The 21,343-nt window shown below is 33.4% G+C and carries 26 protein-coding genes; 5 read left to right on the top strand and 21 right to left on the bottom strand.

The annotated features are described in order from the left end of the window. Positions 1-44 precede the first annotated feature (44 nt). The 16 genes from ACU68Y_RS03110 to yqeC form a co-directional block, all read right to left on the bottom strand. The gene (locus tag ACU68Y_RS03110; protein ID WP_446755507.1) at positions 45-1,232 is read right to left on the bottom strand and encodes a MalY/PatB family protein; all 1,188 of its coding nucleotides are present in this window, start codon (positions 1,230-1,232) and stop codon (positions 45-47) included. 86 nt (positions 1,233-1,318) lie between these two features. Continuing rightward, the gene (mscL, locus tag ACU68Y_RS03105) at positions 1,319-1,720 is read right to left on the bottom strand and encodes a large conductance mechanosensitive channel protein MscL (protein WP_035112275.1); all 402 of its coding nucleotides are present in this window, start codon (positions 1,718-1,720) and stop codon (positions 1,319-1,321) included. Between the two features lie 25 nt (positions 1,721-1,745). Continuing rightward, positions 1,746-2,192: a hypothetical protein gene (locus tag ACU68Y_RS03100; RefSeq protein ID WP_035112273.1), complete on the bottom strand. Its 447-nt coding sequence runs from the start codon at positions 2,190-2,192 to the stop codon at positions 1,746-1,748. An 85-nt stretch (positions 2,193-2,277) separates the two neighbouring features. After that, positions 2,278-2,943, bottom strand: coding sequence for a TetR/AcrR family transcriptional regulator (locus ACU68Y_RS03095; protein WP_002840758.1), 666 nt, complete (start codon positions 2,941-2,943; stop codon positions 2,278-2,280). 110 nt (positions 2,944-3,053) lie between these two features. Beyond that, entirely contained in the window at positions 3,054-4,541 is a 1,488-nt protein-coding gene (locus ACU68Y_RS03090) for a glycine betaine uptake BCCT transporter (protein ID WP_316517586.1), read from the bottom strand. Positions 4,542-4,589: 48 nt separating this feature from the next. Further along, positions 4,590-5,891 carry a glycine/betaine/sarcosine/D-proline family reductase selenoprotein B gene (locus tag ACU68Y_RS03085; RefSeq protein ID WP_080503397.1) on the bottom strand — a complete coding sequence of 434 codons (1,302 nt, stop codon included), beginning with the start codon at positions 5,889-5,891 and terminating at the stop codon, positions 4,590-4,592. A 10-nt stretch (positions 5,892-5,901) separates the two neighbouring features. Continuing rightward, positions 5,902-7,227: a glycine/sarcosine/betaine reductase component B subunit gene (locus tag ACU68Y_RS03080; RefSeq protein ID WP_311433230.1), complete on the bottom strand. Its 1,326-nt coding sequence runs from the start codon at positions 7,225-7,227 to the stop codon at positions 5,902-5,904. Positions 7,228-7,422: 195 nt separating this feature from the next. Then, positions 7,423-8,505 carry a tryptophan--tRNA ligase gene (gene trpS, locus ACU68Y_RS03075; protein WP_060790434.1) on the bottom strand — a complete coding sequence of 361 codons (1,083 nt, stop codon included), beginning with the start codon at positions 8,503-8,505 and terminating at the stop codon, positions 7,423-7,425. Between the two features lie 2 nt (positions 8,506-8,507). Next, positions 8,508-9,743 carry a CapA family protein gene (locus tag ACU68Y_RS03070; RefSeq protein WP_446755506.1) on the bottom strand — a complete coding sequence of 412 codons (1,236 nt, stop codon included), beginning with the start codon at positions 9,741-9,743 and terminating at the stop codon, positions 8,508-8,510. Positions 9,744-9,750: 7 nt separating this feature from the next. Continuing rightward, positions 9,751-10,230 carry a 23S rRNA (pseudouridine(1915)-N(3))-methyltransferase RlmH gene (rlmH, locus tag ACU68Y_RS03065; RefSeq protein ID WP_446755560.1) on the bottom strand — a complete coding sequence of 160 codons (480 nt, stop codon included), beginning with the start codon at positions 10,228-10,230 and terminating at the stop codon, positions 9,751-9,753. Positions 10,231-10,350: 120 nt separating this feature from the next. Beyond that, positions 10,351-10,788, bottom strand: coding sequence for a type II toxin-antitoxin system HicB family antitoxin (locus tag ACU68Y_RS03060; protein WP_446755505.1), 438 nt, complete (start codon positions 10,786-10,788; stop codon positions 10,351-10,353). A gap of 32 nt (positions 10,789-10,820) precedes the next feature. Next, on the bottom strand, positions 10,821-11,000 hold the full coding sequence (locus tag ACU68Y_RS03055; RefSeq protein ID WP_446755504.1) for a type II toxin-antitoxin system HicA family toxin: 180 nt from the start codon (positions 10,998-11,000) through the stop codon (positions 10,821-10,823). Positions 11,001-11,131: 131 nt separating this feature from the next. Further along, positions 11,132-11,524 (bottom strand): 30S ribosomal protein S9, encoded by a 393-nt coding sequence (gene rpsI, locus ACU68Y_RS03050; RefSeq protein WP_002838975.1) that lies wholly within the window; start codon positions 11,522-11,524, stop codon positions 11,132-11,134. Positions 11,525-11,535: 11 nt separating this feature from the next. Continuing rightward, positions 11,536-11,967 carry a 50S ribosomal protein L13 gene (gene rplM, locus ACU68Y_RS03045; RefSeq protein ID WP_002838046.1) on the bottom strand — a complete coding sequence of 144 codons (432 nt, stop codon included), beginning with the start codon at positions 11,965-11,967 and terminating at the stop codon, positions 11,536-11,538. A 188-nt stretch (positions 11,968-12,155) separates the two neighbouring features. Then, on the bottom strand, positions 12,156-12,449 hold the full coding sequence (locus ACU68Y_RS03040; RefSeq protein ID WP_002838986.1) for a cupin domain-containing protein: 294 nt from the start codon (positions 12,447-12,449) through the stop codon (positions 12,156-12,158). A gap of 9 nt (positions 12,450-12,458) precedes the next feature. Beyond that, positions 12,459-13,157, bottom strand: a complete 699-nt coding sequence (gene yqeC, locus ACU68Y_RS03035) for a selenium cofactor biosynthesis protein YqeC (protein ID WP_446755503.1) — start codon at positions 13,155-13,157, stop codon at positions 12,459-12,461. Between the two features lie 741 nt (positions 13,158-13,898). Here yqeC and ACU68Y_RS03030 point away from each other — a divergent pair. Both ACU68Y_RS03030 and ACU68Y_RS03025 read left to right on the top strand, forming a co-directional pair. Beyond that, positions 13,899-14,099 (top strand): hypothetical protein, encoded by a 201-nt coding sequence (locus ACU68Y_RS03030; RefSeq protein ID WP_446755502.1) that lies wholly within the window; start codon positions 13,899-13,901, stop codon positions 14,097-14,099. 16 nt (positions 14,100-14,115) lie between these two features. Further along, positions 14,116-14,793 (top strand): hypothetical protein, encoded by a 678-nt coding sequence (locus ACU68Y_RS03025; RefSeq protein WP_446755501.1) that lies wholly within the window; start codon positions 14,116-14,118, stop codon positions 14,791-14,793. Between the two features lie 34 nt (positions 14,794-14,827). On the opposite strand, the gene ACU68Y_RS03020 is transcribed toward ACU68Y_RS03025, so the two are convergent. Both ACU68Y_RS03020 and ACU68Y_RS03015 read right to left on the bottom strand, forming a co-directional pair. Further along, positions 14,828-16,438 carry a hypothetical protein gene (locus ACU68Y_RS03020; RefSeq protein WP_446755500.1) on the bottom strand — a complete coding sequence of 537 codons (1,611 nt, stop codon included), beginning with the start codon at positions 16,436-16,438 and terminating at the stop codon, positions 14,828-14,830. Next, on the bottom strand, positions 16,431-17,132 hold the full coding sequence (locus tag ACU68Y_RS03015; protein WP_446755499.1) for an ABC transporter ATP-binding protein: 702 nt from the start codon (positions 17,130-17,132) through the stop codon (positions 16,431-16,433). Before ACU68Y_RS03015 ends, ACU68Y_RS03020 begins: the two co-directional genes overlap by 8 nt. A gap of 87 nt (positions 17,133-17,219) precedes the next feature. Here ACU68Y_RS03015 and ACU68Y_RS03010 point away from each other — a divergent pair, with 87 nt between their 5' ends. After that, positions 17,220-17,774 (top strand): CD3072 family TudS-related putative desulfidase, encoded by a 555-nt coding sequence (locus ACU68Y_RS03010; RefSeq protein ID WP_004167005.1) that lies wholly within the window; start codon positions 17,220-17,222, stop codon positions 17,772-17,774. Positions 17,775-17,893: 119 nt separating this feature from the next. After that, positions 17,894-18,991: a cell wall-binding repeat-containing protein gene (locus ACU68Y_RS03005; protein WP_002840724.1), complete on the top strand. Its 1,098-nt coding sequence runs from the start codon at positions 17,894-17,896 to the stop codon at positions 18,989-18,991. A gap of 61 nt (positions 18,992-19,052) precedes the next feature. Here ACU68Y_RS03005 and ACU68Y_RS03000 read toward each other — a convergent pair whose 3' ends face one another. The 3 genes from ACU68Y_RS03000 to ACU68Y_RS02990 are packed head-to-tail and all read right to left on the bottom strand — an operon-like array spanning position 19,053 to position 20,774. Beyond that, positions 19,053-19,583: a hypothetical protein gene (locus ACU68Y_RS03000; RefSeq protein WP_002841034.1), complete on the bottom strand. Its 531-nt coding sequence runs from the start codon at positions 19,581-19,583 to the stop codon at positions 19,053-19,055. Next, positions 19,583-19,885, bottom strand: coding sequence for an MTH1187 family thiamine-binding protein (locus ACU68Y_RS02995; protein WP_446755498.1), 303 nt, complete (start codon positions 19,883-19,885; stop codon positions 19,583-19,585). The genes ACU68Y_RS03000 and ACU68Y_RS02995 overlap by 1 nt, the downstream gene beginning before the upstream one ends. A gap of 19 nt (positions 19,886-19,904) precedes the next feature. Then, the gene (locus ACU68Y_RS02990; protein WP_446755497.1) at positions 19,905-20,774 is read right to left on the bottom strand and encodes a D-alanyl-D-alanine carboxypeptidase family protein; all 870 of its coding nucleotides are present in this window, start codon (positions 20,772-20,774) and stop codon (positions 19,905-19,907) included. A gap of 160 nt (positions 20,775-20,934) precedes the next feature. On the opposite strand from ACU68Y_RS02990, the gene ACU68Y_RS02985 reads away from it, so the two are divergent. Beyond that, positions 20,935-21,321 (top strand): hypothetical protein, encoded by a 387-nt coding sequence (locus ACU68Y_RS02985; RefSeq protein WP_446755496.1) that lies wholly within the window; start codon positions 20,935-20,937, stop codon positions 21,319-21,321. The last annotated feature ends 22 nt before the right edge of the window (positions 21,322-21,343 follow it).

The following is a 21,343-nucleotide window of genomic DNA, read 5'->3' as shown; positions in this document are numbered from 1 at the left end:
AATAAAAAAAATCCCGAAATTCAAACGAGTTTCGGGAAATTTTTTTATTTGTATATTTCTTGTAGTAAATTGTCCAAACGAGCTAGTGCATCTTTGATCAAATGTGTTGGCGCTGCAACGTTAAATCTCACAAATCCGTCGCATTCACCGAAGAATCTTCCGTCAGTAAACACCAAATCAGCCTTGTCTACCAAAGTTTGCATCAACTTATCGCCACTTAATCCCAAACATCTGAAATCCATCCACATAACATAAGTTGCTTGAAGATGATTTACGATAATTTTAGGATATTTTTCTTTGAAGAAATCGTAGACGATTTTTTGGTTAGTATCGATGACTTTGATCATTTCATTTAGCCAATCTTCTGCATTATCAAAAGCCAATTGTGTAGCTTCAAGTCCCATAACATTGACAGCGTTACTTCTCATAACATCCAAAGTCTTCTTGTATTGTTCCATCATTTCAGGATCGGAGATAATTGTGTAACCGCAGCAAAGTCCAGCCAGGTTAAAAGATTTCGTAGCAGATTGACACACTACAGCTTTTTCGATTAATTTTCTATCCAATGAAAGCACAGATGTGTGAGTGTTTCCAGGCATAACAATATCTTGCCAAATCTCATCAACAACTACAACCACATCATTTTCGTTTGCAATCTTGATTACTTTTTCCAAATCATCCTTGCTCCACAAAATTCCTCCTGGGTTGTGAGGATTGCAAAGAATAACCATCTTGTTTTCATCTTTTTTACATTCTGATTCAAATTTTTCAAAATCAATTGAGTAATTATTGCGTTCATCAGAAATCAAGGCAACATCTGTCATTACCCTATCGTTCATTTCAATAGCTAATCTGAATGGACCATACACTGGTCTCATAATCATTACAGAATCACCTTTTTTAGTAAAGGCACTTACTGCAGCGAAAAATCCATTAACAACAGTTGGTACTTCAACAATCCATTCTTTTTTTATATCTGCATTGTGGTGTTTCTTGTCCCAATTGATAATACTGTTGAAAAATCTTTCTGTAGGAGCACAATATCCCAAAACCAAATTATCTAAGCGTTTTTTCAAACCATCGATAATTTCCGGTGCATTTTTAAATTCCATATCAGCTGAACTAAATGGAACAACATCTTTTTTCAAATTTGGAAATTGTTCGCTTCTAATTTCCCATTTTCTAGAACCCATTTCGTTTCTGTCACTAATAGTTTCAAAATCGTATTTCATTTCTATCTCCTTATTATAAATTATTATGTCTTCAGTATAACACAAAAACAACAAAAAAGAGGATACAATTATCCTCTTTTGAATTATTATTCTGTTAATTCAGATGTACAGTGTGGACATCTAGTAGCAGTAATGTCTATTTCACTCTTGCAATATGGGCAAGTTTTTGTTGTTGGTTCTGGCGCCGGTTCTTTATGCAAAGAATCACGACCCTTGTTAATAGCTTTAACCATAATGAAAACTACGAATGCAATAATAATAAATTTAACCAAAGCATCCAAGAACAAACCGTATTGCAACTTAACTCCAGCAATTGTAACAGCCATTTCCTTCATGTTGACACCTGCTGTTGCTGCCCCAATCAAAGGCGCGATAAGACCATTGATAAGTCCATCCACCATTTCCTTAACAGCAGCACCCATGATAACGGCAACTGCCAAATCCATTACATTACCTTCAGTAATGAATTTCTTAAATTCTTTTAACATAATACCCCCTGTAAAAACATAAAAGTTATTCGTTCATCAAATTCATTTTTTCCTTTTGTAAATTATACACTTCTTTTTTCAATTGTTTGATGGCGTTTTCACAATTTTTCTTGTTAGATAAAATTTGCATTTGAATAACAGAATCGAAAAATTTGTTATCAAAATAATCCGCCAAGAAAAATGTCTTTTTATATCTGAAACCAACACTTGGTTTCTTATCCAAATCAATCATAATATTGTTGAACTTTCTAATCGCCAAATCAGCCTTCTTAGCTTGATTCTTCGCCTTTTTCAAATTCGAGCGTTTAATCATAGTAGTAATAGTCTTACCCTTGAAAATATCGAAAATTCCCCATCCTGAAGCTGTACCCAAATAAGATTGCACCTCATTCAAGCTAGCTATCGCAATTTCTCCAAGCTTAATAGCTTCATTTACATTATATAATCTAGATCCTACTTTTGTTCTTAACATAAAAATCTTCCTTTCATTATTTATTTATACCCTTAAATAATATTTTTAAGCAAGTGATTCGATTTAAATTCTATTTGATATAAACTTATTTTTTGAATAAATTTATTATCTTTCTAATATAATTATTAAACATCGAAATCCCTTTGTCGATGTCCAAAACTCCAGAATTAACTCTTCTAAGTAATCCTTCGTAAGTAAAAATCATAATATTGTTAATATCGTACAAATCTTTCTCGTCAATTATGCCTTCAGCAACAAAATCTTTCATGATATATATGTTTCTTGTGAAAATAGCACTAGAATTCAACATATCAATAACATCATCTGGATAATCTTCAGTATTCAATTCCATTGGAAAAATCTTGTAGTATTGCTCAATGTAATACTCTATTTGATTTTCTAAATTCGAAAAAAACAATCTCATATACGCATCGGAACTATTAAAAGAATATTTTACAAAGCAATCCCATATAGCGTAGAACTTATCTAATGAATTATCACAATCTTTGATAGCATCTGGCAAAGCTTTAATGTAATCTTCTAATTGATCCATTATCGAAAATATAATAAGATGATCCAAATTTTCGAAATAATTATAAATTGTAGCGCTATTCATCATACTGCACTCAGCTACTTTTCGTATAGTAACAGCGTCTATTCCTTGTTCACGAATAATTTTTTTCGTGCAATTCATGAATCCATTTATCATATTTTTTTTGTGTTTCGTTAATTTTTTCTTCGTATCGAGCATCAGTATCCTCCCAATATTTTATAAATATAATTATATCATTTATGTAGTTGTTTATTAAGTGTCAAACAAAAGAGCTTGCCAATACGACAAGCTCTTTTCGAAATTTATAACTATAATTTTTCTGTCTTGAATGCTTTTATAATCGCAACGCAAATCAAAAGCATTATAAATATAAATGGGAAAGCTGCTGCAACAGACGCTGTTTGTAATGCTTTAAGTCCACCTGAAAGTAGTAGTGCGTATGCAATAACTGCTTGCAAAACTCCCCATACTAATTTTTTGCTGCTTGCTGGATTCAAATCGCCATCTTGACTAAGCATACTCAATACGAAAGTTGCTGAGTTTGCTGATGTAATAAAGAATGTACACAACAAAACTACCGTTACAATTGAAAGGAAGGTTCCCATTGGATATTCTGCAAATACTTTAAACAAAGCTAATTCTGAATTTGCAGCCAATTCTTTTACCTTATCAAATGGCATCTTTTGCGCTAGGTTCAATCCCAATGGTCCAAAAACTGAAAACCATACTATAGATGCAAACGCCGGCGCAACTGAAACTCCAAGTATGAACTCACGAACAGTCCTTCCTTTGGAAATTCTCGCAATAAAAGTACCAACAAATGGAGCCCATGCAAGCCACCATGCCCAGTAGAATATTCTCCATCCTAGAAGCCAATCATTTTTACCAAATGGATTAATAGCAAGTGAATCTGTGAAGAAATTGTTCAGATAAGCTCCAATACCACTTGTAAATGAATTTAGCATCAAAATTTTAGGTCCTACAATAAATGATACCAAAAGAACAGTTCCTGCAAGTATTAGATTTATGTTCGAAATCAAGTTAATTCCTTTGTCTATTCCTGATACAGCAGTCCAAATATATATAACTGCAATTATTATTATAATGATTAACCAAGTCATTTGATTATTTGGAATGTTGAATAAATGAGTCAATCCTGAATTGATTTGTAAAGTTCCCATTCCTAGAGATGTTGCAACTCCCGCAATAGTTGCGATAACTGCAAATATATCTATTGTTTTTCCAATAGGTCCATTAACTTTTTCTTCTCCAAGTAATGGGATGAAAAGTGTAGAAATCAAACCTGGTTTGTTTTTTCTAAATTGGAAATATGCAAGTCCAAGCCCTATTATCGAATAGTTGGCCCATGGATGAATTCCCCAGTGCATGAATGATGCTCTCATTGCGAAATTCGCCGCTTCCGCGCTTCCTGCTTTTATCGATTCAATCGGAGCAACGAAGTGTGCCATTGGCTCTGCAACTCCATAAAATACAAGTCCTATTCCCATACCAGCACCAAACAACATTCCAAACCAAGAAAGCGTAGAATATTCTGGTTTTGAATCATCAGCTCCCAATTTTATATTACCGTATTTTGAAAATGCTACTATTAATGCAAAAACTACAAATGTAAGCATTGCTATTAAATATAGCCATCCCATATTAACTGTTACTGCTTTCATCAAAGCGTTTGCAGCATTTTCGAAACTTTTTGATCCCAAAATTCCCCATGCAGCTATTGCAACACTAATTAACATGGAAATTATATAAACAGTATTTCTTTTTTTATTATTCATATCAATTCTCCATTATATAGGAGGGGGAATTTAATCCCCCTTCATTTCTTAAACCGTATAAACTTTTGGTTCTTCTATTTTTTCTGTCAAAGCATTTAATGCTACTTCTACTCTGTGATGTCTCAAATTCCATTGAACATCTTTACCTGTAGCTGGGTCTCCTAATGGATAAGGAATTGAAATTGTTGGTACAATTTTATTAACACCAACTGATTGAGCTACTGGAACCAAGTTACACATTTGAACAATTGGAATACCAGCTTTTTCAATCACATTTACCATCGCTGCACCGCAGCGAGTACATGTACCTCAGGTACTAGTCATTATAACCCCGTCAACATTGGCTTCTTGCAATTCTTTTAGAATTTCAGATGACATTCTTTCAGCTTCTGCTTGAGTAGTTCCAGTTCCAACTGTTGAATAGAAATATTTGTGAAGCTCTCCGTAAACTTTACCTTCCATATCTCTCAAAACATCGATTGGCATAATTACGTTAGGATCGGCATTTGCTGCAGCCGGATCAAATCCTGCGTGAATTGTTTTAAATTCGCCTGATTTTAACCTGTCCATTCCTGTTACATCGTATTTTCCCCATCTAGTAGCAGATGCAGATTGAATTCTATCTGGGTTATCTACAGGAACAATTCCACCTGTTGTCATCAAAGCTATTTTCGCATGCTTCAAATCTTTGATAGGTTCTGCTGGTTCTATTACATCTTTAACAGGAATTGGAAGCTCAGTAACAAATTCTTCTCCGTTTAATTTTTTAATAAGCATCTCAACGCCTCTTTGAGCTGCTGGTTTCATTTCAGGATTGAAGTATTGGTTTCTGATTCCTTGAGAGAAATATCCTTCCTCAGCTGCAGATCCTAGTTCTTCTCCATTCAAATATTTATTTGCATAGTTTGAAATAGCTTTTACATCTTCTTTCATTTCTCTGGCAGACTTACCACCTTTGAAAATAACCATGTCTTTTCTATACATTTCAACGCCTGGATTTTCTGGATGCATTGATGTAATTACTTTTGCGCCGAATTTTTCTTTAACAGCCTTACAAATTCTACCGCAAGCAACACCGTAACGACCAGCTTGGAATGCAGGACCTGCTACGAACAAATCAAAGTCTAATCCTGCTAAAAATCCCAATATTTCTTCTGTTGCTTCTTCTGGGTTAGAACCAATGTAGTTATCCCCACAAATAATTGTATGTGTAACTTCTGCATCAAGCATTGAATTGAACGCTGATGCTGGACCTACTAATTCATTTCTTATTTCTGGCTTATAATCTGCCTTATCTTCTCCACCAATACCAGCGAAGAATTGATTTATATATACAATAGCTTTTTTCATAGCTTCACTCCTAATATTCTTTCATAGTTTTTCTTGACCAACCTGCTATTTGATCTCCACAGAACATAGCATTGTTTTCCATAATTACAGATCCGTCTTCTTTTACAGATGGTCCTAATATTTCATCGCCTGCCCATCCGCCAGACAATCCGTCTCTTGCCAATGCTTCCAATTCACCAATTACTTTCTTCATTGGTTTTAATCTAATCAATTGAGAAACATTTCCTGTAGATACTAATGCATCAGTTTTTTCGTTCATAACTACTAATGGTTGTGATTTACCGTCACGTCCTGTACATTCGTTGCTGATACCGACAACTTTTACTCCAACATCTTCCAATGCGCAAATGCATCTTACATAGTCTGCATCAGGGTTACCATATCCTTCTTCAGTAACAATAGCACCATCTGCTCCCAATGATTTTGCCATATTTGATACAAAAATAGCCGCTCTTTCTTTTTGTTCCAAAGAAACGTTTAAGTTGGACATTATAACTCCCAAGAAGTTAATAGATTTTCCATGTTCTTTGAACAATTCTTTTATTATTGGGAAGTTTTGAAAATCATATGTTGCCCATTTCGAAGAGCATGGCATGAAGCTTCCGCCAATAATACAACCATCCAAAACTTCTGTTGGACTCATAAATGTTGGAAGGTATTTGTTCATATCCCAACCATAAATCAAATCATTATATCCTAATTCTTCCATTTGTGATTGTGGTTGCATAACCAAAACAACTGAAGGAAGTTTGTTTACCTCGTCACTTCTTTTTGTAACAGGAGTAAATTCATATTTTTCGATTTCTTCTGGTTGTTGATCTATAACAGTTTCTCCTAAGTATTCAGCAAATAAGTGGCAAGCCCATCTTATTGCATGATTTTTCTTTTGTTGTTCGTGTCTTTCAAATTCTTCGTCTGTGTCAATAACTAAGCAAACGTTTATTAATTGTGAAAAGTATGAATAGTTGGCACCTTCACCTGACATATCCAAAAGTCCATCGCCAAAACTTCCCCAATGCATTCCAACGCCTAAAACGCTTACTCCCTTCAAAGCATGAACTCTACCTTCACCAGTTGGAACTAATTCTCCAGTGATAGATGGAAATACTGCTCTCTTATCTGGTCTAATTCTAGGTTCAACAGCTTCTTTAATAGGAACTATACGAACTTCATCGCCTGGTTTTGCAATCTCAATATCACATTCTGTAATATGCTCATCTCTTTTTATGAATTCGATTGCCTCTTGTTTGTTAATCGTCAAAATGTTGTTCTCGAATTTTGTCTTATCACCGAAAACTACATCCTTGACATTGAAATTACCAATTTCAAATTTCATAATCTAACCACCTTTTCATTTTTTAATCTGTGCACTGATTTTCAAGATTCTTTATCTTGTTGAATTCATTGTAACACTAATCACGATTAATTGCAATATATTTTTAACATTTATAATCGTGTTTATATTTTTGCTTATATTTCAATATACTTTATTGCAATAAAAAATCAACCACCGAAGTGATTGATTCTACATTTATTTGTATTTTTGTTGTTGTTTGTTAATCAATTCCACATCTTCGAAGTAGTTGATTCCCATTGCAGCTTTTACTTTCTTCAAAGTTTCTGCTCCAACTTTTCTGGCATCTTCTGATCCTTTTAATAACATGTCGAAAATTTCTGGAATGTTTTGTTCGTAGTGTTTTCTTTTTTCTCTGATTGGCGATAATTCTTTTTGCAAAATATTGTTCAAGAATTTTTTGATTTTGACATCGCCAAGTCCACCACGTCTGTAGTGATCTTTTAATTCGTCCAAATTTTTATATTCTGGAAGAAATTCTGAGAAATCATCATCTACACAGAATGCATCCAAATAAGTGAACACTGTGTTTCCTTCAACCTTTCCAGGATCTGATATTTGAATGTGGTTAGGGTCTGTGAACATGCTCATTACTTTTGATTTGACATCTTTTTCTGAATCTGACAAATAAATACAGTTACCCAACGATTTGCTCATTTTCGCCTTGCCATCTAGTCCTGGAAGTCTGGAACAGATTTTGTTGTCAGGAATTACAGCTTTTGGTTCAACCAGAACTTCTGAGTAATAGTTGTTGAATGTTCGGACAATTTCACGTGTTTGTTCCAGCATTGGAAGCTGATCTTCTCCAACTGGAACTATATTTGCATTGAAAAGCGTGATATCTGCTGCTTGGCTGATTGGATAAGTCAAGAAACCTACAGGAAGGCTCGCTCCAAATTCCTTTTGTTTGATTTCAGCTTTAACTGTAGGATTTCTTTCGAGTCTTGAAAGTGTAACCAAGTTCATATAATAAAACATCAATTCTGTTAGTTGTTCAACGTGTGATTGCACAAAAATCGTAACTTTATTAGGATCGATTCCGCAACTTAAATAATCAAGCGCAACTTCAATGATATTCTCACGAACTTTGTCTGGATTGTTGAAGTTGTCTGTCAATGCTTGTGCATCGGCAATCATGACATACATCTTGTCGAAATCGCCTTTGTTTTGCATGATAACTCTGTTTTTTAATGAGCCTACGTAATGACCCAAATGTAGTTTTCCTGTTGGTCTGTCACCAGTAAGTATTATATTTCCCATTTTTACTCCTTGTTAAATATTTTCTCGTAATGTTGATTTGCTCTGTTTAATTTGGATATTATTTTATCTTTTCTCGGATAATTTATTTCTGAATTGAGGACTTGTTTAACTGGAACTACGACATATCTTGTAGTCACACTATCTGTGTATTTGTCCACATAATATGGCTTGTTTTCGAAACTTTTTACAGTTGTCTTGTCCCCAATTTTCTCGATTTTAATGTCCGAGTACACTCCGATTTCTACTCCGTAATATTGTCCGTAAGATTCTCTTTGATCTGAAACTAGATTTCCCAGAGAATATACACAGTAAGATTTCTTGCCGTTGTTTTCAATCACTTCAGATTTTTGTATTGTGTGTGGATGAGATCCTATCACCAAGTCCACTCCCATGTCAGAAAGTTTCTTGAATGTGTTTTTCTGATAAGAGTTGGGATAATCAGAATATTCCTCTCCCCAATGCATGTAGCACATTATCACATCGGCGTGATTTTTCTTCAAATAATCAACATCTTTTTTGATTTTGTCCATATCAATCAAATTTACAGCAGTGTCTCTTCCAGAATTTAGCATCAATTTTTCGTAGCCATTGAGCATTTGTGAATAAGAGAAAAATCCAACCTTTATTCCTTTGACATCTACGATAAGTGGATTGGTCGATTCATTTTCCTTGAACGTACCAGTCCTTTTCAAACCGTACTTTTCAATTATTTCTATCGTGCGGTCAATCCCCTTCAATCTTCTGTCATATGCGTGATTGTTTGCAGTGCTAACAACATCAAAACCCGTATCTTTTAACGCTTTTATTACGTTTTCGTGCGTTGCAAATTCTGGATAACCGCTCATATCTGAAGTATCCTTCGCAATCGTCGTCTCCAAATTGACTACGGACAAATCACTCTTACCCACAATATCTTTAATAGCCGCAAAAGAATCCGTAAAATCATAATTTGTAGCCTTTGCTTGGCGAATTTGCGTGATGTGATTCATATAATCACCCCAACATGTTATGGTTATCTCTTTCTTTTCCAGATTTTTATTCTCTTTTGGTTTTTCTGATTTGTCATCAGCTTTTTCTTTTGATTGAGAATTTGATTGTGCAGCATTTTTTACTTGGGAATTTTTGTGTGATGCTTGAATTGGAGATTGTCCAGACATTTGTGAGTATTTAAACCCAATCACTCCCAATAAAATAACGATAAGAAAAGCCAATGCAACAGTCGTCTTTTTTCCCTTCATTTTATCCTCACTTATGATATGGTAAATTATTAATTATTCTGAAACTACGATAAATTTGTTCCAACAAAATCAGTCTCATTAGTTGATGTGGAAATGTAAATTTGGAAAAAGAAAGCGCATAATCGCTCCTATCAAGTACACTTTTTCCCAGTCCCAACGATCCACCGATCACGAAACAAATATTGGAATGGCCTTGAACAGTTAAGTTTTCAATCTTTGCGGCTAATTTTTCGCTAGTAAGTTGATTTCCCAAAATTTCCAAAGTAATCACATAATGACTATCCTTGATTTTAGAGATGATTTTCTCCGCTTCCTTGTCCTTTACAATTTCCTTTTCACTGTCGGACAAATTCTCTGCAGCACTCAAATCATCAACCTCGATAATATTTAGCTTGCAGTGTGCAGATAATCTCTTCGAAAATTCTGCAATACCTAGCTTTATGTATTTTTCCTTAACCTTACCCACCGAAATTATATCGATATTCAAAATAATCACAACCTTTTTACTTAATAAGTATATCATATATTGATTGGGAGTTTGAAATAATAATTTTTTACGCAAATAAAAAATAAAGGACTATCAAAAAGAATAGTCCTTTGAAAATATTTATTTTATAGCTTCATTTTCAATAGCAACAGTTAAAACTTTTGAAAAATTCAAATTCAATCTGTTACCCAAATCATTCGCCCATTTTGGTATGGATAAAGTCTTCTTTACTAATTTAGTGTTTTCAAAATATTTCTCTACATCTACACAAATCATAGAAATAAATGATTCATTCTCAACGTATTCCAGATTAATTTCAGGATCATCTTTGAAAGGATTGTTTCCATCTAGCGACAAATCATTAATATTGCTAACTTTAGGCAAATCTATTCCTTCTTCCAAGCATTCCGCTACAGTAATTCCTAACCAATCACTAGCCATGAATAAAGCATCCGAAATATCTTCGCCCTGCGTTCCTGAATACTCAAAATCAGGGAAATTAATAAAATATCCGCCTTCTGGTTCTTTGTAAAACAATGCTGGATAACTTACTAACATAAAACACCTCCATTAGATATTGAAGTAGCAGGCTATAATAGCCATGTTTGCTTCAATATTTGTCTTTCCGTTCCTTTTTTCAATTCACCTTTAGGAACAGGAATTGATCTTACTCCTGGTTTTTTCATTTTGATATGTGAGCCTTTGCCCTCACTTTTTACCTCAACGAATCCATGTTGTTTCAGAAGTTTGACCATTTCTTTTTGTGTCATCGGCATGTGCACTTTACCTCCTGACACTTTTATTATACGTACTAATACGTGATACGTCAATATATTTCTAATAATTTTTGCACAAATAAAAAACCCACAGACATAAATCTGTGGGATTGATTTCGATAAAACTATCTCTTACTGAATTGTGGAGATTTACGCGCTTTTTTCAAGCCGTATTTCTTTCTTTCCTTTTTACGAGGGTCTCTAGTTAAGAAACCTGCTCTTTTTAATTCAGCTCTGTAGTCTGGGTCAACTTCTAATAAAGCACGAGCAACACCATGTCTAATAGCACCTGCTTGACCAGTGTATCCGCCACCTTTTACATTAACAGTAACATCATAGCTTTCAGCGTTATTTGTTAATTCCAAAGCTTCTTTAGCTATAACTCTTAATGTATCGAAGTTAAAGTATTCACTTATATCTTTTTTGTTAATTGTGAATTTTCCACTTCCTGGTACTAAAGTAACTCTAGCAACAGAAGTTTTTCTTCTACCAGTTCCTTGATATCTATTATTAGCCATTTAATTACCTCCTACTTAATTTCCAAAACTTCAGGGTTTTGAGCGATGTGATCGTGATCAGCGCCTCTGTAAACTCTTAATTTTTTAGCCATTTGACGTCCTAAAGAGTTGTGAGGAAGCATGCCAACGATAGCATGAGTTACAGCTCTTTCTGGGTCTTTTTGCATTAAGTCTTTGTAGGTAATTGATTTAAGACCACCAGCGTATCCTGTGTAATGTCTTAATTCTTTTTGTTCTAATTTTTTACCTGTTAATTTAACTTTTTCTGCATTAATTACGATTACGTAATCTCCAACATCCGCATTAGGAGTAAACATTGGTTTGTTTTTTCCTCTTAAAATAGAAGCAACTTCAGTAGATAATCTACCTAAAACAACATCTGTTGCGTCTACTACATACCATTTTCTTTGGATGTCATCTTTCTTAGGTATATAAGTTTTCATTCAATTCATCCTTTCCTTTATTTACAATATTTGGCTACTTGGACATCGCTGCCAAAAAGCGATTGTTTTCTCACCGGGAATTTAGACACGTCGCACACCCGGCCATCGGCGACTTTCTGTATTGCATAAAAGGAAATGACTCCTTTTACATACCAAATTATTATATACTCTCTTTAATCAATTGTCAACTATTTTATCGCAAAACACAGCCACACACATTCATCACTTGTGCTTTTTACTTCGTGAACTACATTTTTCGGAATAAAATACGTGTCCATTTCTTTGAGTCTTACATCTTTTCCTTCGACATTCAACATCGCTTCCCCCTTAATCACGACAACAAATTCGTCAAAATCCTGATTGTACGGCCCTGATGTTTCGTTTTTCGATTGGATCCTGTGAATGTCAAACTTTTCATTTCTAACAATTGTATCCTTAATAATATGATTCTCATCAAAATTCAAATCTTCAAGTAAATTCATAAAATTCTCCTAGTATATTTTTATAATCTTCCCAAAACTCATCACAAAAATCTTCACGTCCACATCAATTCTCTCAATAATATCCATCGCATTTTCAATATCTTGTTGTGTGTCTGCCTTATTCAAAATCAAAAACTTTTTCGCATGATATGAATTTTTAAACAGACCACTATTGGAATTGATGATTTCAGCGTAGCTTTTTGTTGTCAAAATCTTGGGATTTCCGATAATTTTCTCCATAAAATCAACTCTGTGGCAAAATCTCTCGTCAAAAGGCTTGTTCACGCTATCAAGCCCCATCACACCAACACAATGAGTGATATTTACAGGATTTACAGGTTCATCTTCTCGAGGAGCTTTGATAGGTCTTGTCTTTGCCCCATCCGTTTCCAAAATTATATTGGAAAACAAACCCTCACCAAAAATTTTGTCGAAAAATTCAGGTTCAAATCCGATTTCTTTTGTGTCGGTACGTGATTTCGATGCGAAATATATTTTCCCATCTACAATTTTCGCATTCTCATTGAATGTGTACAAATAATCAAATCTATCCTCACTCACAATCCCCATTTTCGTCGTCGTACTCACAAGAGATGCTTCATTCATCGATTTGAACTCATTTGCAAGCAAAAAAACGCTCGAAGTTTTCCCGCCAGCACCTTGAACAGCTATCATGTTTTTATCATTCAAACTCATAAACTCCAACATAATATCACCATTTTTATTATCTCACAAAATTTTCAAATACAAAACCCAATTGAAAATCCGCACCAATGAATTATAATAAATATATAATAACGATTATCAATTAAATGTAAAAGCTAAAGTAATTCGAATATCTTTTTGGAAGCAAAAAATAAAGCCGAACCAACGGCATAAACACTGAAAAATCATAATCAGGACAATAAAAAAAGTATTGATAACACAATTATACAAGTGCATAGTATAAGTGTAAGCTAAAAAACCATAATCCAGAGCCACCCGACAAATTCAAAAATAGTTAGGAGGTGGACTCATGAATAAGGTTAAAGATTTCATAGATAAATTATATTATAAAAATGGTTAAAAAACAAGTGTAAAAAATTACAAAATATCAGAAACAAAGAGAAAAGAATAAAAAAACAATAAAAAACAAGCTTAAAACACGAGTTAAATATTAAATTAATAATAGCAGTTATTAATTTAATTATCGTAATTTTGAAGCTTGTTCAAAAATTGCTTGAGTTGGGACTATTATAGTCCTAACTCGCTTTAACTTATAAAAATTATACTATAAAGGGAGTAAAAAAACAAGTGGATAAAAAATCAGACGCTCAGCTACATCCAGTTAAAAAATAGCAAAAAGACTTGACAAACTAACTTTAAAACTATGTAATATAATTATAAATTAAAAAATTCAAAAAATAGTTTAAAAGATAAGAGAAATAATATATATTAAGGTAGGCATTTATGAAAATAGGATTTAGAACAGCTAGCTTGAAAAAATCATTAAAAGCAAGAACAACTTCAAAGTACAAGAGACAACTAAAGTCTGCAATTGACCCAACTTACGGCAAAAAAGGCATTGGCTGGTTTAAAAACCCCAAAAAAGCACTTTACAACAAGATTTATAACAAAACTACAAAAAGTATATTTGATATTTTCAAATAGCATAAACGAGGTACGCATGAAAAAATATCTAAAATTATTTGGCATAGCATTTGCAATAGGAATAGCTATGCTCATCATAAAACTAATATTCAAAATCGACGACAAAGTCATGCTTAAATATTATTGGATAATCGGTGGTATTGTCTTGGCAGTCATTTTAATAGTGAACACAATTTATTTCTTCTACAAAACAAACGAATTGAAACATTCAATGAAACTGTTCGAAGAAATGAAATACAAAGATTTCGTCAATGAATTAGAACCTAAAATTCCCAAAATCAAAAACAAACACATTCAAGCAGTAATGAAAATGAATTTGGGAGCGGGATATTTGGAACTTAATGAACCAAATAAAACATTGTCAACTTATGAAACAATTGAAGCAGACCAGTTAAAAAACCAAGACCTTCAATTGATATATTGGCTCAATACAATGATCGCCCACTTCAAATTGAACGAGCAAAATAAGTTTAATGAGCTATTCACAACACACGAAAAGCTTTTAAAACAATTTGAAAACAGCCCAAATTACGGCGAAAACATCAAACAATTGTATATAATGAAAAACATATTCGATGATGATTTTGTGTCAGCAAGAAAAAACTTAAACGATTTGAAAAGCAAATCCACAAACCCGAGATTTAAAAAAGAATACAATAGATTAGAAAATATAATCAAACAACACGAAAAATAAGGCTGTGAGCGTGAGCTCATAGCCTTTTTCATTCCTAACTTTTCCTCAAATTAAATGTCCTATTTCCTTTTGCCAACACCAAGAAATATCCCACAACTGTATAAATCATGCAGATTGCCAATGCTACTAATCCTATGTTGAAATTCAATTTTATTTGCAAGAATATTATCGCCCAGAACAATAATGATTCAAAAGCGTTTAATATTGAGTAGACGATGTTTTTGCTTTTGAGTCCTACTGTGAATGGTTGAAGTAGCATGTACATGTAGAGTTGTTTTACTGATTGATACAAGTAGATTATGATGACTGCGACTGCGGCTTTTATTATCAAATCTGTTGTGTTTAATTTTGCGGCGAATATCCAACTTATTATCAATAATAACACCAATCCAAATGTAGGTGCGTTGTCTTTTAAATTTTGTTTTATTCTAAAATTTAACGTGTCTTTTATGTTTTGTTTATTGGCGTAAATCATTTGTTTCATCAAATATCTATCCATATTCAAGAAAATAAATTTGTTGAACGATTCTGGAATTGCTATTTGTATTCCGAAATACAACAAGATTATCGGAAATACTGACACTAATATTTTCAAATCACTTGGTTTCGGATTGATTGTGAGTCCTCTTAGCACGATAAACCCAATTACACCAACAGCCAAGATTATCCCCGAACGAATTAGTATCATTTTTTTGTATTTGTGTTTGAATCTGTAGCGGAATAATTTGTTGATGTATTCTATTCCGTTGTAATTATCGTAAATTTTCACGTTTTCTTGCGTGATTTTTTCGTCGTCGATTTGGTATGCGATTGTGTTGATGTCTTTGAATGTGTTGTCATGGTCGATTATGGATTTATTGGTGATTTCAATTCTAGCGATGTGTCTGATTTTGTCGGTTTTTGAAATCAAAACAGCACCCACAATGTATGCAACAATCCCGAAAATTAGTGCATAAGTTGAGTAGAATATTTCTACAAATATTTTGGATTTCGTGCTGTACAATACCAAAAGTCCCATTCCCAATAGCAAAATCGCCCACATGCAGAAGTAGTTTTCGGTTAAATGTTTTTTGCTTTTTGTGGAATAGGCTAAAATGTTGATGTATTTGATTAATTTTCTAAATCCAAGGCAGAATACAGTGATACTCATTGCATTCATTGGGTTGATATCGAATATAGCGAAAAATACCGCGAATATTATTCCAGAGATTGCAAAGCTAATGTCTGACAAATAATCCTGCAAAATCGTATATTTCTTGGCGTCAAGTTTCAAGGCTTTGACACAAATCGAATCCTCGTTATCGAAACTTACGTACGTAAATTCTGAAATCATGCTTCCAATTACAGCCGAGATGTAAAACAAGGACAATAATATATTTTCTTGGATCGTTCCTTTGAAAATCCTCGCAGCTCCAAATACTGCAACTCCGTAGATTACCGCACAGTACAAGATTTTGAGAAACAATGTTTTGATTACGTATGAAATGTAGAAAATTGCAGAATAGCCAAAGCTCAACACGTCATTTCCGTAAATATCCGCAGGAATAATCTTCTTGAAAATTGAGAGTTCGCGAAGTTGATACATTGTCTGATTGAGCTTCATCTTCATGACAAGTTTCAAATAAGTGCTAAGATAATTACTCATCGGACTCATCCTTTAAAATGTCGTAAAGTTCTGCATCGAATTTCTCATCGTTCTTGTCCAAATCCAATTTTTGTAATTTTTTGTGGTGTAGTAGCACGATTTCTTCGCTCAATTGTTTTGCCAAATCTAACATGTGTGTAGATAGTACAATAATTCTTCCTTGCGATTTCAATTCCATAAGTAATTTTTTAATTTGCGTGCTGATTACAACATCCAAGCTTGTCAATGGTTCGTCCAATAGCAAAACTTTCGGTCTGGAAATGAACAACGTAATCAAAGAAATTTTGCTTTTCATTCCGTGCGAATAATCTTTGATGAGTCTGTTTTGATCTTTCTTGGAAAATTCCATCATTTCCATGTAATCTTCAACCGTTTTTATATCGTTTGGAGAATTGATGTCGCGATAGAATTTGATGTATTCGTATCCTGTAAGAAATTCTGGCAAGAAATTTTCAGAAAAAAGCATTCCTATGTCTTCTTTTTTAAGTTGTTCAGTGCCGCCTGCATTTTCCAAATAAAATTCTCCCGAATCAAAATCTATCTCATCGTATAAGACGTTGAACAGAGTTGTTTTTCCGGCTCCATTTCTACCCAAAACAGAAGTGATGACTCCTTCTTTGAATTCGTAATTTACTTCGTCGAGTACCAATTTGTCGTCGTATTTTTTAGTCAAATTTTTGATTACTAATTTCATTTTATCCTCCTGTTTACTATTGTATTAATTATACCATACATTTGGTGTATTGTTAAAATATGCTATAATTATTTTACAGAGGTGCGTATGCAAGAATATAAAAATATAATTTTGGTGTCACATTGTTTATTGAACGAACTTGCTGTTGTAAAAAACGATGCTGGCAGAAAAGATAATTTGACTTTAATAAAAAATTTAATGAAAATGAACGTAGGAATTTTCCAACTTCCTTGTCCTGAAAATAGAATGTACGGGCCCAATCGTCAGGAAAATGTGTACGAACAATTTGACAATAATTTCTACAGAAAAAATTCTCGCGAATTGTTAAGCCCGATTGTTGAGGAAATCGACGATTACATCAAAGACGGTGTGAATTTCTTGGGAGTTATTGGAATAGACGGCTCTCCAAGTTGCGGAATCGGGCTTACTTGTAAGTCGAATGAATTAAAAGGAGAAGTCTCTGCGATAAAAGACATTGCTCATTGCGTAAATTCCGTAGAAATGACAGATGACAAGGGAATCTTCATGGAAGAATTGGAAAAATTATTCGAAAATAAAAATATTTCCGCGATATATTACGGCTACAATGACAGCAATGTAGATGAAATAATAGAAAAAATTGAACAATCTATAAAAAAATAACGCATAATATATGCGTTTTTTTTATTGCAAATTTAAATTTCTACAATTTATCAATACGTGTTATCAAAAAATAAAAGTGTGATATAATTGAAATATAGAATAAAAAAAGGAGATTTGTTATGAATTTAAAAAAGAAATTATTAGTAGCAGCTCTTGCTACAGCTATGGTTTTCCCTACAGTATCTATGGCATCAAAATTAAACGTTCAAAGATACTCAGGAAGTAGCCGTGTTGAAACTGCAGTTAACGTTAGTAAGGACCAATTTGCATCAGCTAAATCAGCTATTTTGGTTAACCAATTAGCATTCCCTGACGCTTTGAGTGCAACTGTTTTGAGTAAAGGTACTATGCCAGTATTATTCTCTGAATCAAACAACATCAGCGCTGATACATTGAACCAATTAAAATCAATGGGCGTTGAAAATGTATATGTTTTAGGTGGAGAAAAATCTGTATCAAACGCAGTTGTAAATTCTGTAAAATCAGCTACTAACGCAAAGGTTGTTAGAATTAACGGAGCTGACAGATACAAGACAAACGCTCAAACAATCAAAGACAACGTAAAACAAACTTCAGAAGTTGTAATCGCAAGTGGCGAAATCTATGTTGACGCATTATACGGAGTAAGCTATGCAAACAAGGTTAACGCACCAGTTATGTTAGTTCAAAAGAACAACATTCCAGCTGAAACTTTGAAGGTTTTAAAATCAATGAACGTAACTAGAATTACAATCATCGGTGGAGAAAAAACTATCACTCCTAAATTAGAAAAAGAATTATCAGAAATAGCTGTTGTAGATAGAATCGCTGGATCAAACAGATATGAAGGTTCTTTGAAAGTAGCAAAGGAAGTTTACGGAGACAAGCTTAAAACTGCATTAGTAGCTAGTGGTGAAAACTTCGCAGACGCATTGGTAGCTGCACCAGTTAGCCAAAAATTGGACGCTCCAATCTTACTTGCATCAAGAAATTCAGTTGAAGCTTCTATCATTTCATATTTGAGAGACAACAAAGAATTATCAAACATCAAAGTATTTGGTGGAGTTAACGCTATCGGATCAAAAGTATTCAAAGATTTGGAAAACTCTTATTATACTGTAGGTGAAAACGGAGAAAAAATCATTGACGGTGGTACAATTATCGTAGAAAAAGTTAAAAATAATTCTACTGACAAACCAACTGCAACAACTCCTGTAGAAAAGGGATCACAAAAATAATCTATAAAAACAAAGCTGTGTGAAGTCACATTCACACAGCTTTTTTATTGAAATTAAATTATCAGCTGAACAAATTATAAAACACATTTGTCGGTATTAAGAACAGATACGGAGCTGTAAGTATTGCCAATGTCAAGGATACTTTTTTGATTTGAGATTCTGACAAATCAGTGTATCTGAATGAAAATTTGCGGTTGAATATATACACCAAATATCCTGCGAACACCACCGCTAAAACCATGACCAAAATGCCCCAAGGTGTTTCGTAATAATCGTTCAATATCGGAATTGAAATATTATCGTAGAACCATTTTGCAATATTATTTCTTGTTCCATTAATCCCGAATGATAAAATCATCAAAACAGCCGTAGCGATTATATCCGCTACAAATCCTAGTGCTACAGTCTTTGCGAGCGATTTTTTGATAACCTCCATTGGTTTTTCTATTTTAATTAATTTCAAAGCCAACAAAGTTACCAAGAAATCCACCAAAATATTTGCTGGTACAATCGCAACCCAAGTTATTGGAAAAAGCCACACAACCCAGACTGGAAATATCAAATTATACAGTTTTACGGATTTCTTTTTCATTATTTTAACCTTTTATTCACAGAATCCAACTTTTGCTCAAATGAAGCATCCTTGTCTCTTCTGTCATCAATTTTAATCACAGAATACACTCTGTCTACTCCTTCGTTAAACACTGCTTCTTGCATATCACGAACAGCCTTCAACAATTCGTCGATGTCTCCTTGCATCACAGTTCCCATTGGATTTAATTCAACTTTAATATTTTCTTTATTTCTCACATTATCGTAAGCCTTCGCAACGTATTGTGATAAACTCGTAGTTTGTGTTCCAACTGGAACTAATGTTAATTCTAAAATAGCCATTGTAATCTCCTTATAAATCTTATAAATTCTTCAAAATCTTAATTGTATCTTGGATTTGTCCATCTCCAGGATTTTTAATATCGTCAAAATCAACACCCATTACAACAATGATGTATTTTTTGCCATTTTTTTCGGACAAAGTTGCCCAACAAAGCCCTGCTTTTTCAGTAGTACCACTTTTGCCACCCAAGATTTTGAAGCCATCTTGCTCGTAATCTTTCAATCTAGAAAGAACCGTACTTTCGATTTCAATTCCTTTTGGATGATCCAAAGTTTTAGTGGAAGTGTACTTATCGGTCGTGAAAATCTTGTAGAATTTTTCATTTTTCAATGAATTTTTCAACAAAAACGCCATGTCTTTTGCACTCGAATAATGATCATCCTCATCCATTCCCTCAGAATTTTTGAAATTCGTATTATTCAATCCCATGTTCTTTGCGTTTTCGTTCATCAAATCCACAAATTTTTCCTTTGATCCACTTACATTAATAGCCAAGCTGTCTGCACATTCTCCAGCAGAGGCAAGCATTGTTCCATACAATAAATCCTCAAAAGTAGTGGGCTCATTACCATAAAAGCCTGCCATTGAAGCGTTTTGTTTTACAAGTTTTTGGTAGCTTTTCTTATCTATGGGAGCTTTTTTATCAAAATCTTCAATTTTTCCTAAAGCTGTATACACCGTCATCATCTTGGTCAAAGAAGCAGGATACACTTTCTTGTCTGGATTTTTGGAGAAAATTTCCTTCTCATCATCGATTGAGTAAACGTAAATACAATCTGCATTAAAGCTAAGCTTGTCAAATTTATTCTCGTTTGCAATTTTGAAAATGAGACACAACCCAACGACAACCAACAGAGTAATGCCTACTGTCTCAAGTTTCTTTTTCATAATTCACCCCGTTTGTTCATTTCAATTATACCACTAATTTTTTTCAAATAAATCTCATTTGACAAATCTTAATATTTTTATGTTGACATTATTTTTTATTTTGATATGATTTAATCAAATAAATAAATTGGTTAATTAATTATATATCGGAGGTGTTTTAATGAAAAAAATAATAATATTTGCATTGATAATTTGCCTATTAATATATTTCTTTTATTTATTTCATGCAACTAAAAAAGAAGAAAATATAGTACAGTTGGGAGTAGAATGTGAGATAACAGACGTTAATAGATCCGACAAAACACTTACAATTATAGGCGCTGATAGTGGCAGGAAAATTATCCAACAAGAGTCAAAAATTGACTGCAAACATTTAGAAAAAGATGGCAAAATAGTAAAATTTAATTCTTCAAACGAACCAAATATTATAAAATTTGATGATTTAAAACAATCTGACAGGATTAAAATAAATGTAGATGAAAAAGAACTAAAGAACAATAATGAATTTTTGAAAGTAAAACAAATCGAATTGTTAAACAAAAACTAGAATAAATTGGCTACAAACGCCA

The sequence above is a fragment of the Finegoldia sp. P1-F-LS genome, assembly GCF_052932205.1.
Note: the sequence above shows the minus strand (reverse complement) of the source record. Positions and strands in the feature narration are given on the sequence as shown.

Bases quoted from the DNA above. Each gene is read 5' to 3' on its own strand.
- ACU68Y_RS02985 (WP_446755496.1), top strand. From the start codon at position 20,935: ATGAAAAAAATAATAATATTTGCATTGATAATTTGCCTATTAATATAT.
- ACU68Y_RS03040 (WP_002838986.1), bottom strand. From the start codon at position 12,449: ATGAATTTACTTGAAGATTTGAATTTTGATGAGAATCATATTATTAAG.
- ACU68Y_RS03030 (WP_446755502.1), top strand. From the start codon at position 13,899: ATGAAAATAGGATTTAGAACAGCTAGCTTGAAAAAATCATTAAAAGCA.
- ACU68Y_RS03000 (WP_002841034.1), bottom strand. From the start codon at position 19,583: ATGAAAAAGAAATCCGTAAAACTGTATAATTTGATATTTCCAGTCTGG.
- ACU68Y_RS02990 (WP_446755497.1), bottom strand. From the start codon at position 20,774: ATGAAAAAGAAACTTGAGACAGTAGGCATTACTCTGTTGGTTGTCGTT.
- ACU68Y_RS03010 (WP_004167005.1), top strand. From the start codon at position 17,220: ATGCAAGAATATAAAAATATAATTTTGGTGTCACATTGTTTATTGAAC.
- ACU68Y_RS03100 (WP_035112273.1), bottom strand. From the start codon at position 2,192: ATGTTAAGAACAAAAGTAGGATCTAGATTATATAATGTAAATGAAGCT.
- yqeC (WP_446755503.1), bottom strand. From the start codon at position 13,157: ATGTTGGAGTTTATGAGTTTGAATGATAAAAACATGATAGCTGTTCAA.
- ACU68Y_RS03015 (WP_446755499.1), bottom strand. From the start codon at position 17,132: ATGAAATTAGTAATCAAAAATTTGACTAAAAAATACGACGACAAATTG.
- ACU68Y_RS03060 (WP_446755505.1), bottom strand. From the start codon at position 10,788: ATGTTAGTAAGTTATCCAGCATTGTTTTACAAAGAACCAGAAGGCGGA.
- ACU68Y_RS03005 (WP_002840724.1), top strand. From the start codon at position 17,894: ATGAATTTAAAAAAGAAATTATTAGTAGCAGCTCTTGCTACAGCTATG.
- ACU68Y_RS03055 (WP_446755504.1), bottom strand. From the start codon at position 11,000: ATGACACAAAAAGAAATGGTCAAACTTCTGAAACAACATGGATTCGTT.
- ACU68Y_RS02995 (WP_446755498.1), bottom strand. From the start codon at position 19,885: ATGGCTATTTTAGAATTAACATTAGTTCCAGTTGGAACACAAACTACG.
- trpS (WP_060790434.1), bottom strand. From the start codon at position 8,505: ATGGGAAATATAATACTTACTGGTGACAGACCAACAGGAAAACTACAT.
- ACU68Y_RS03025 (WP_446755501.1), top strand. From the start codon at position 14,116: ATGAAAAAATATCTAAAATTATTTGGCATAGCATTTGCAATAGGAATA.
- ACU68Y_RS03110 (WP_446755507.1), bottom strand. From the start codon at position 1,232: ATGAAATACGATTTTGAAACTATTAGTGACAGAAACGAAATGGGTTCT.
- ACU68Y_RS03095 (WP_002840758.1), bottom strand. From the start codon at position 2,943: ATGCTCGATACGAAGAAAAAATTAACGAAACACAAAAAAAATATGATA.
- ACU68Y_RS03080 (WP_311433230.1), bottom strand. From the start codon at position 7,227: ATGAAATTTGAAATTGGTAATTTCAATGTCAAGGATGTAGTTTTCGGT.
- ACU68Y_RS03090 (WP_316517586.1), bottom strand. From the start codon at position 4,541: ATGAATAATAAAAAAAGAAATACTGTTTATATAATTTCCATGTTAATT.
- mscL (WP_035112275.1), bottom strand. From the start codon at position 1,720: ATGTTAAAAGAATTTAAGAAATTCATTACTGAAGGTAATGTAATGGAT.
- rplM (WP_002838046.1), bottom strand. From the start codon at position 11,967: ATGAAAACTTATATACCTAAGAAAGATGACATCCAAAGAAAATGGTAT.
- rpsI (WP_002838975.1), bottom strand. From the start codon at position 11,524: ATGGCTAATAATAGATATCAAGGAACTGGTAGAAGAAAAACTTCTGTT.
- ACU68Y_RS03020 (WP_446755500.1), bottom strand. From the start codon at position 16,438: ATGAGTAATTATCTTAGCACTTATTTGAAACTTGTCATGAAGATGAAG.
- ACU68Y_RS03070 (WP_446755506.1), bottom strand. From the start codon at position 9,743: ATGAAGGGAAAAAAGACGACTGTTGCATTGGCTTTTCTTATCGTTATT.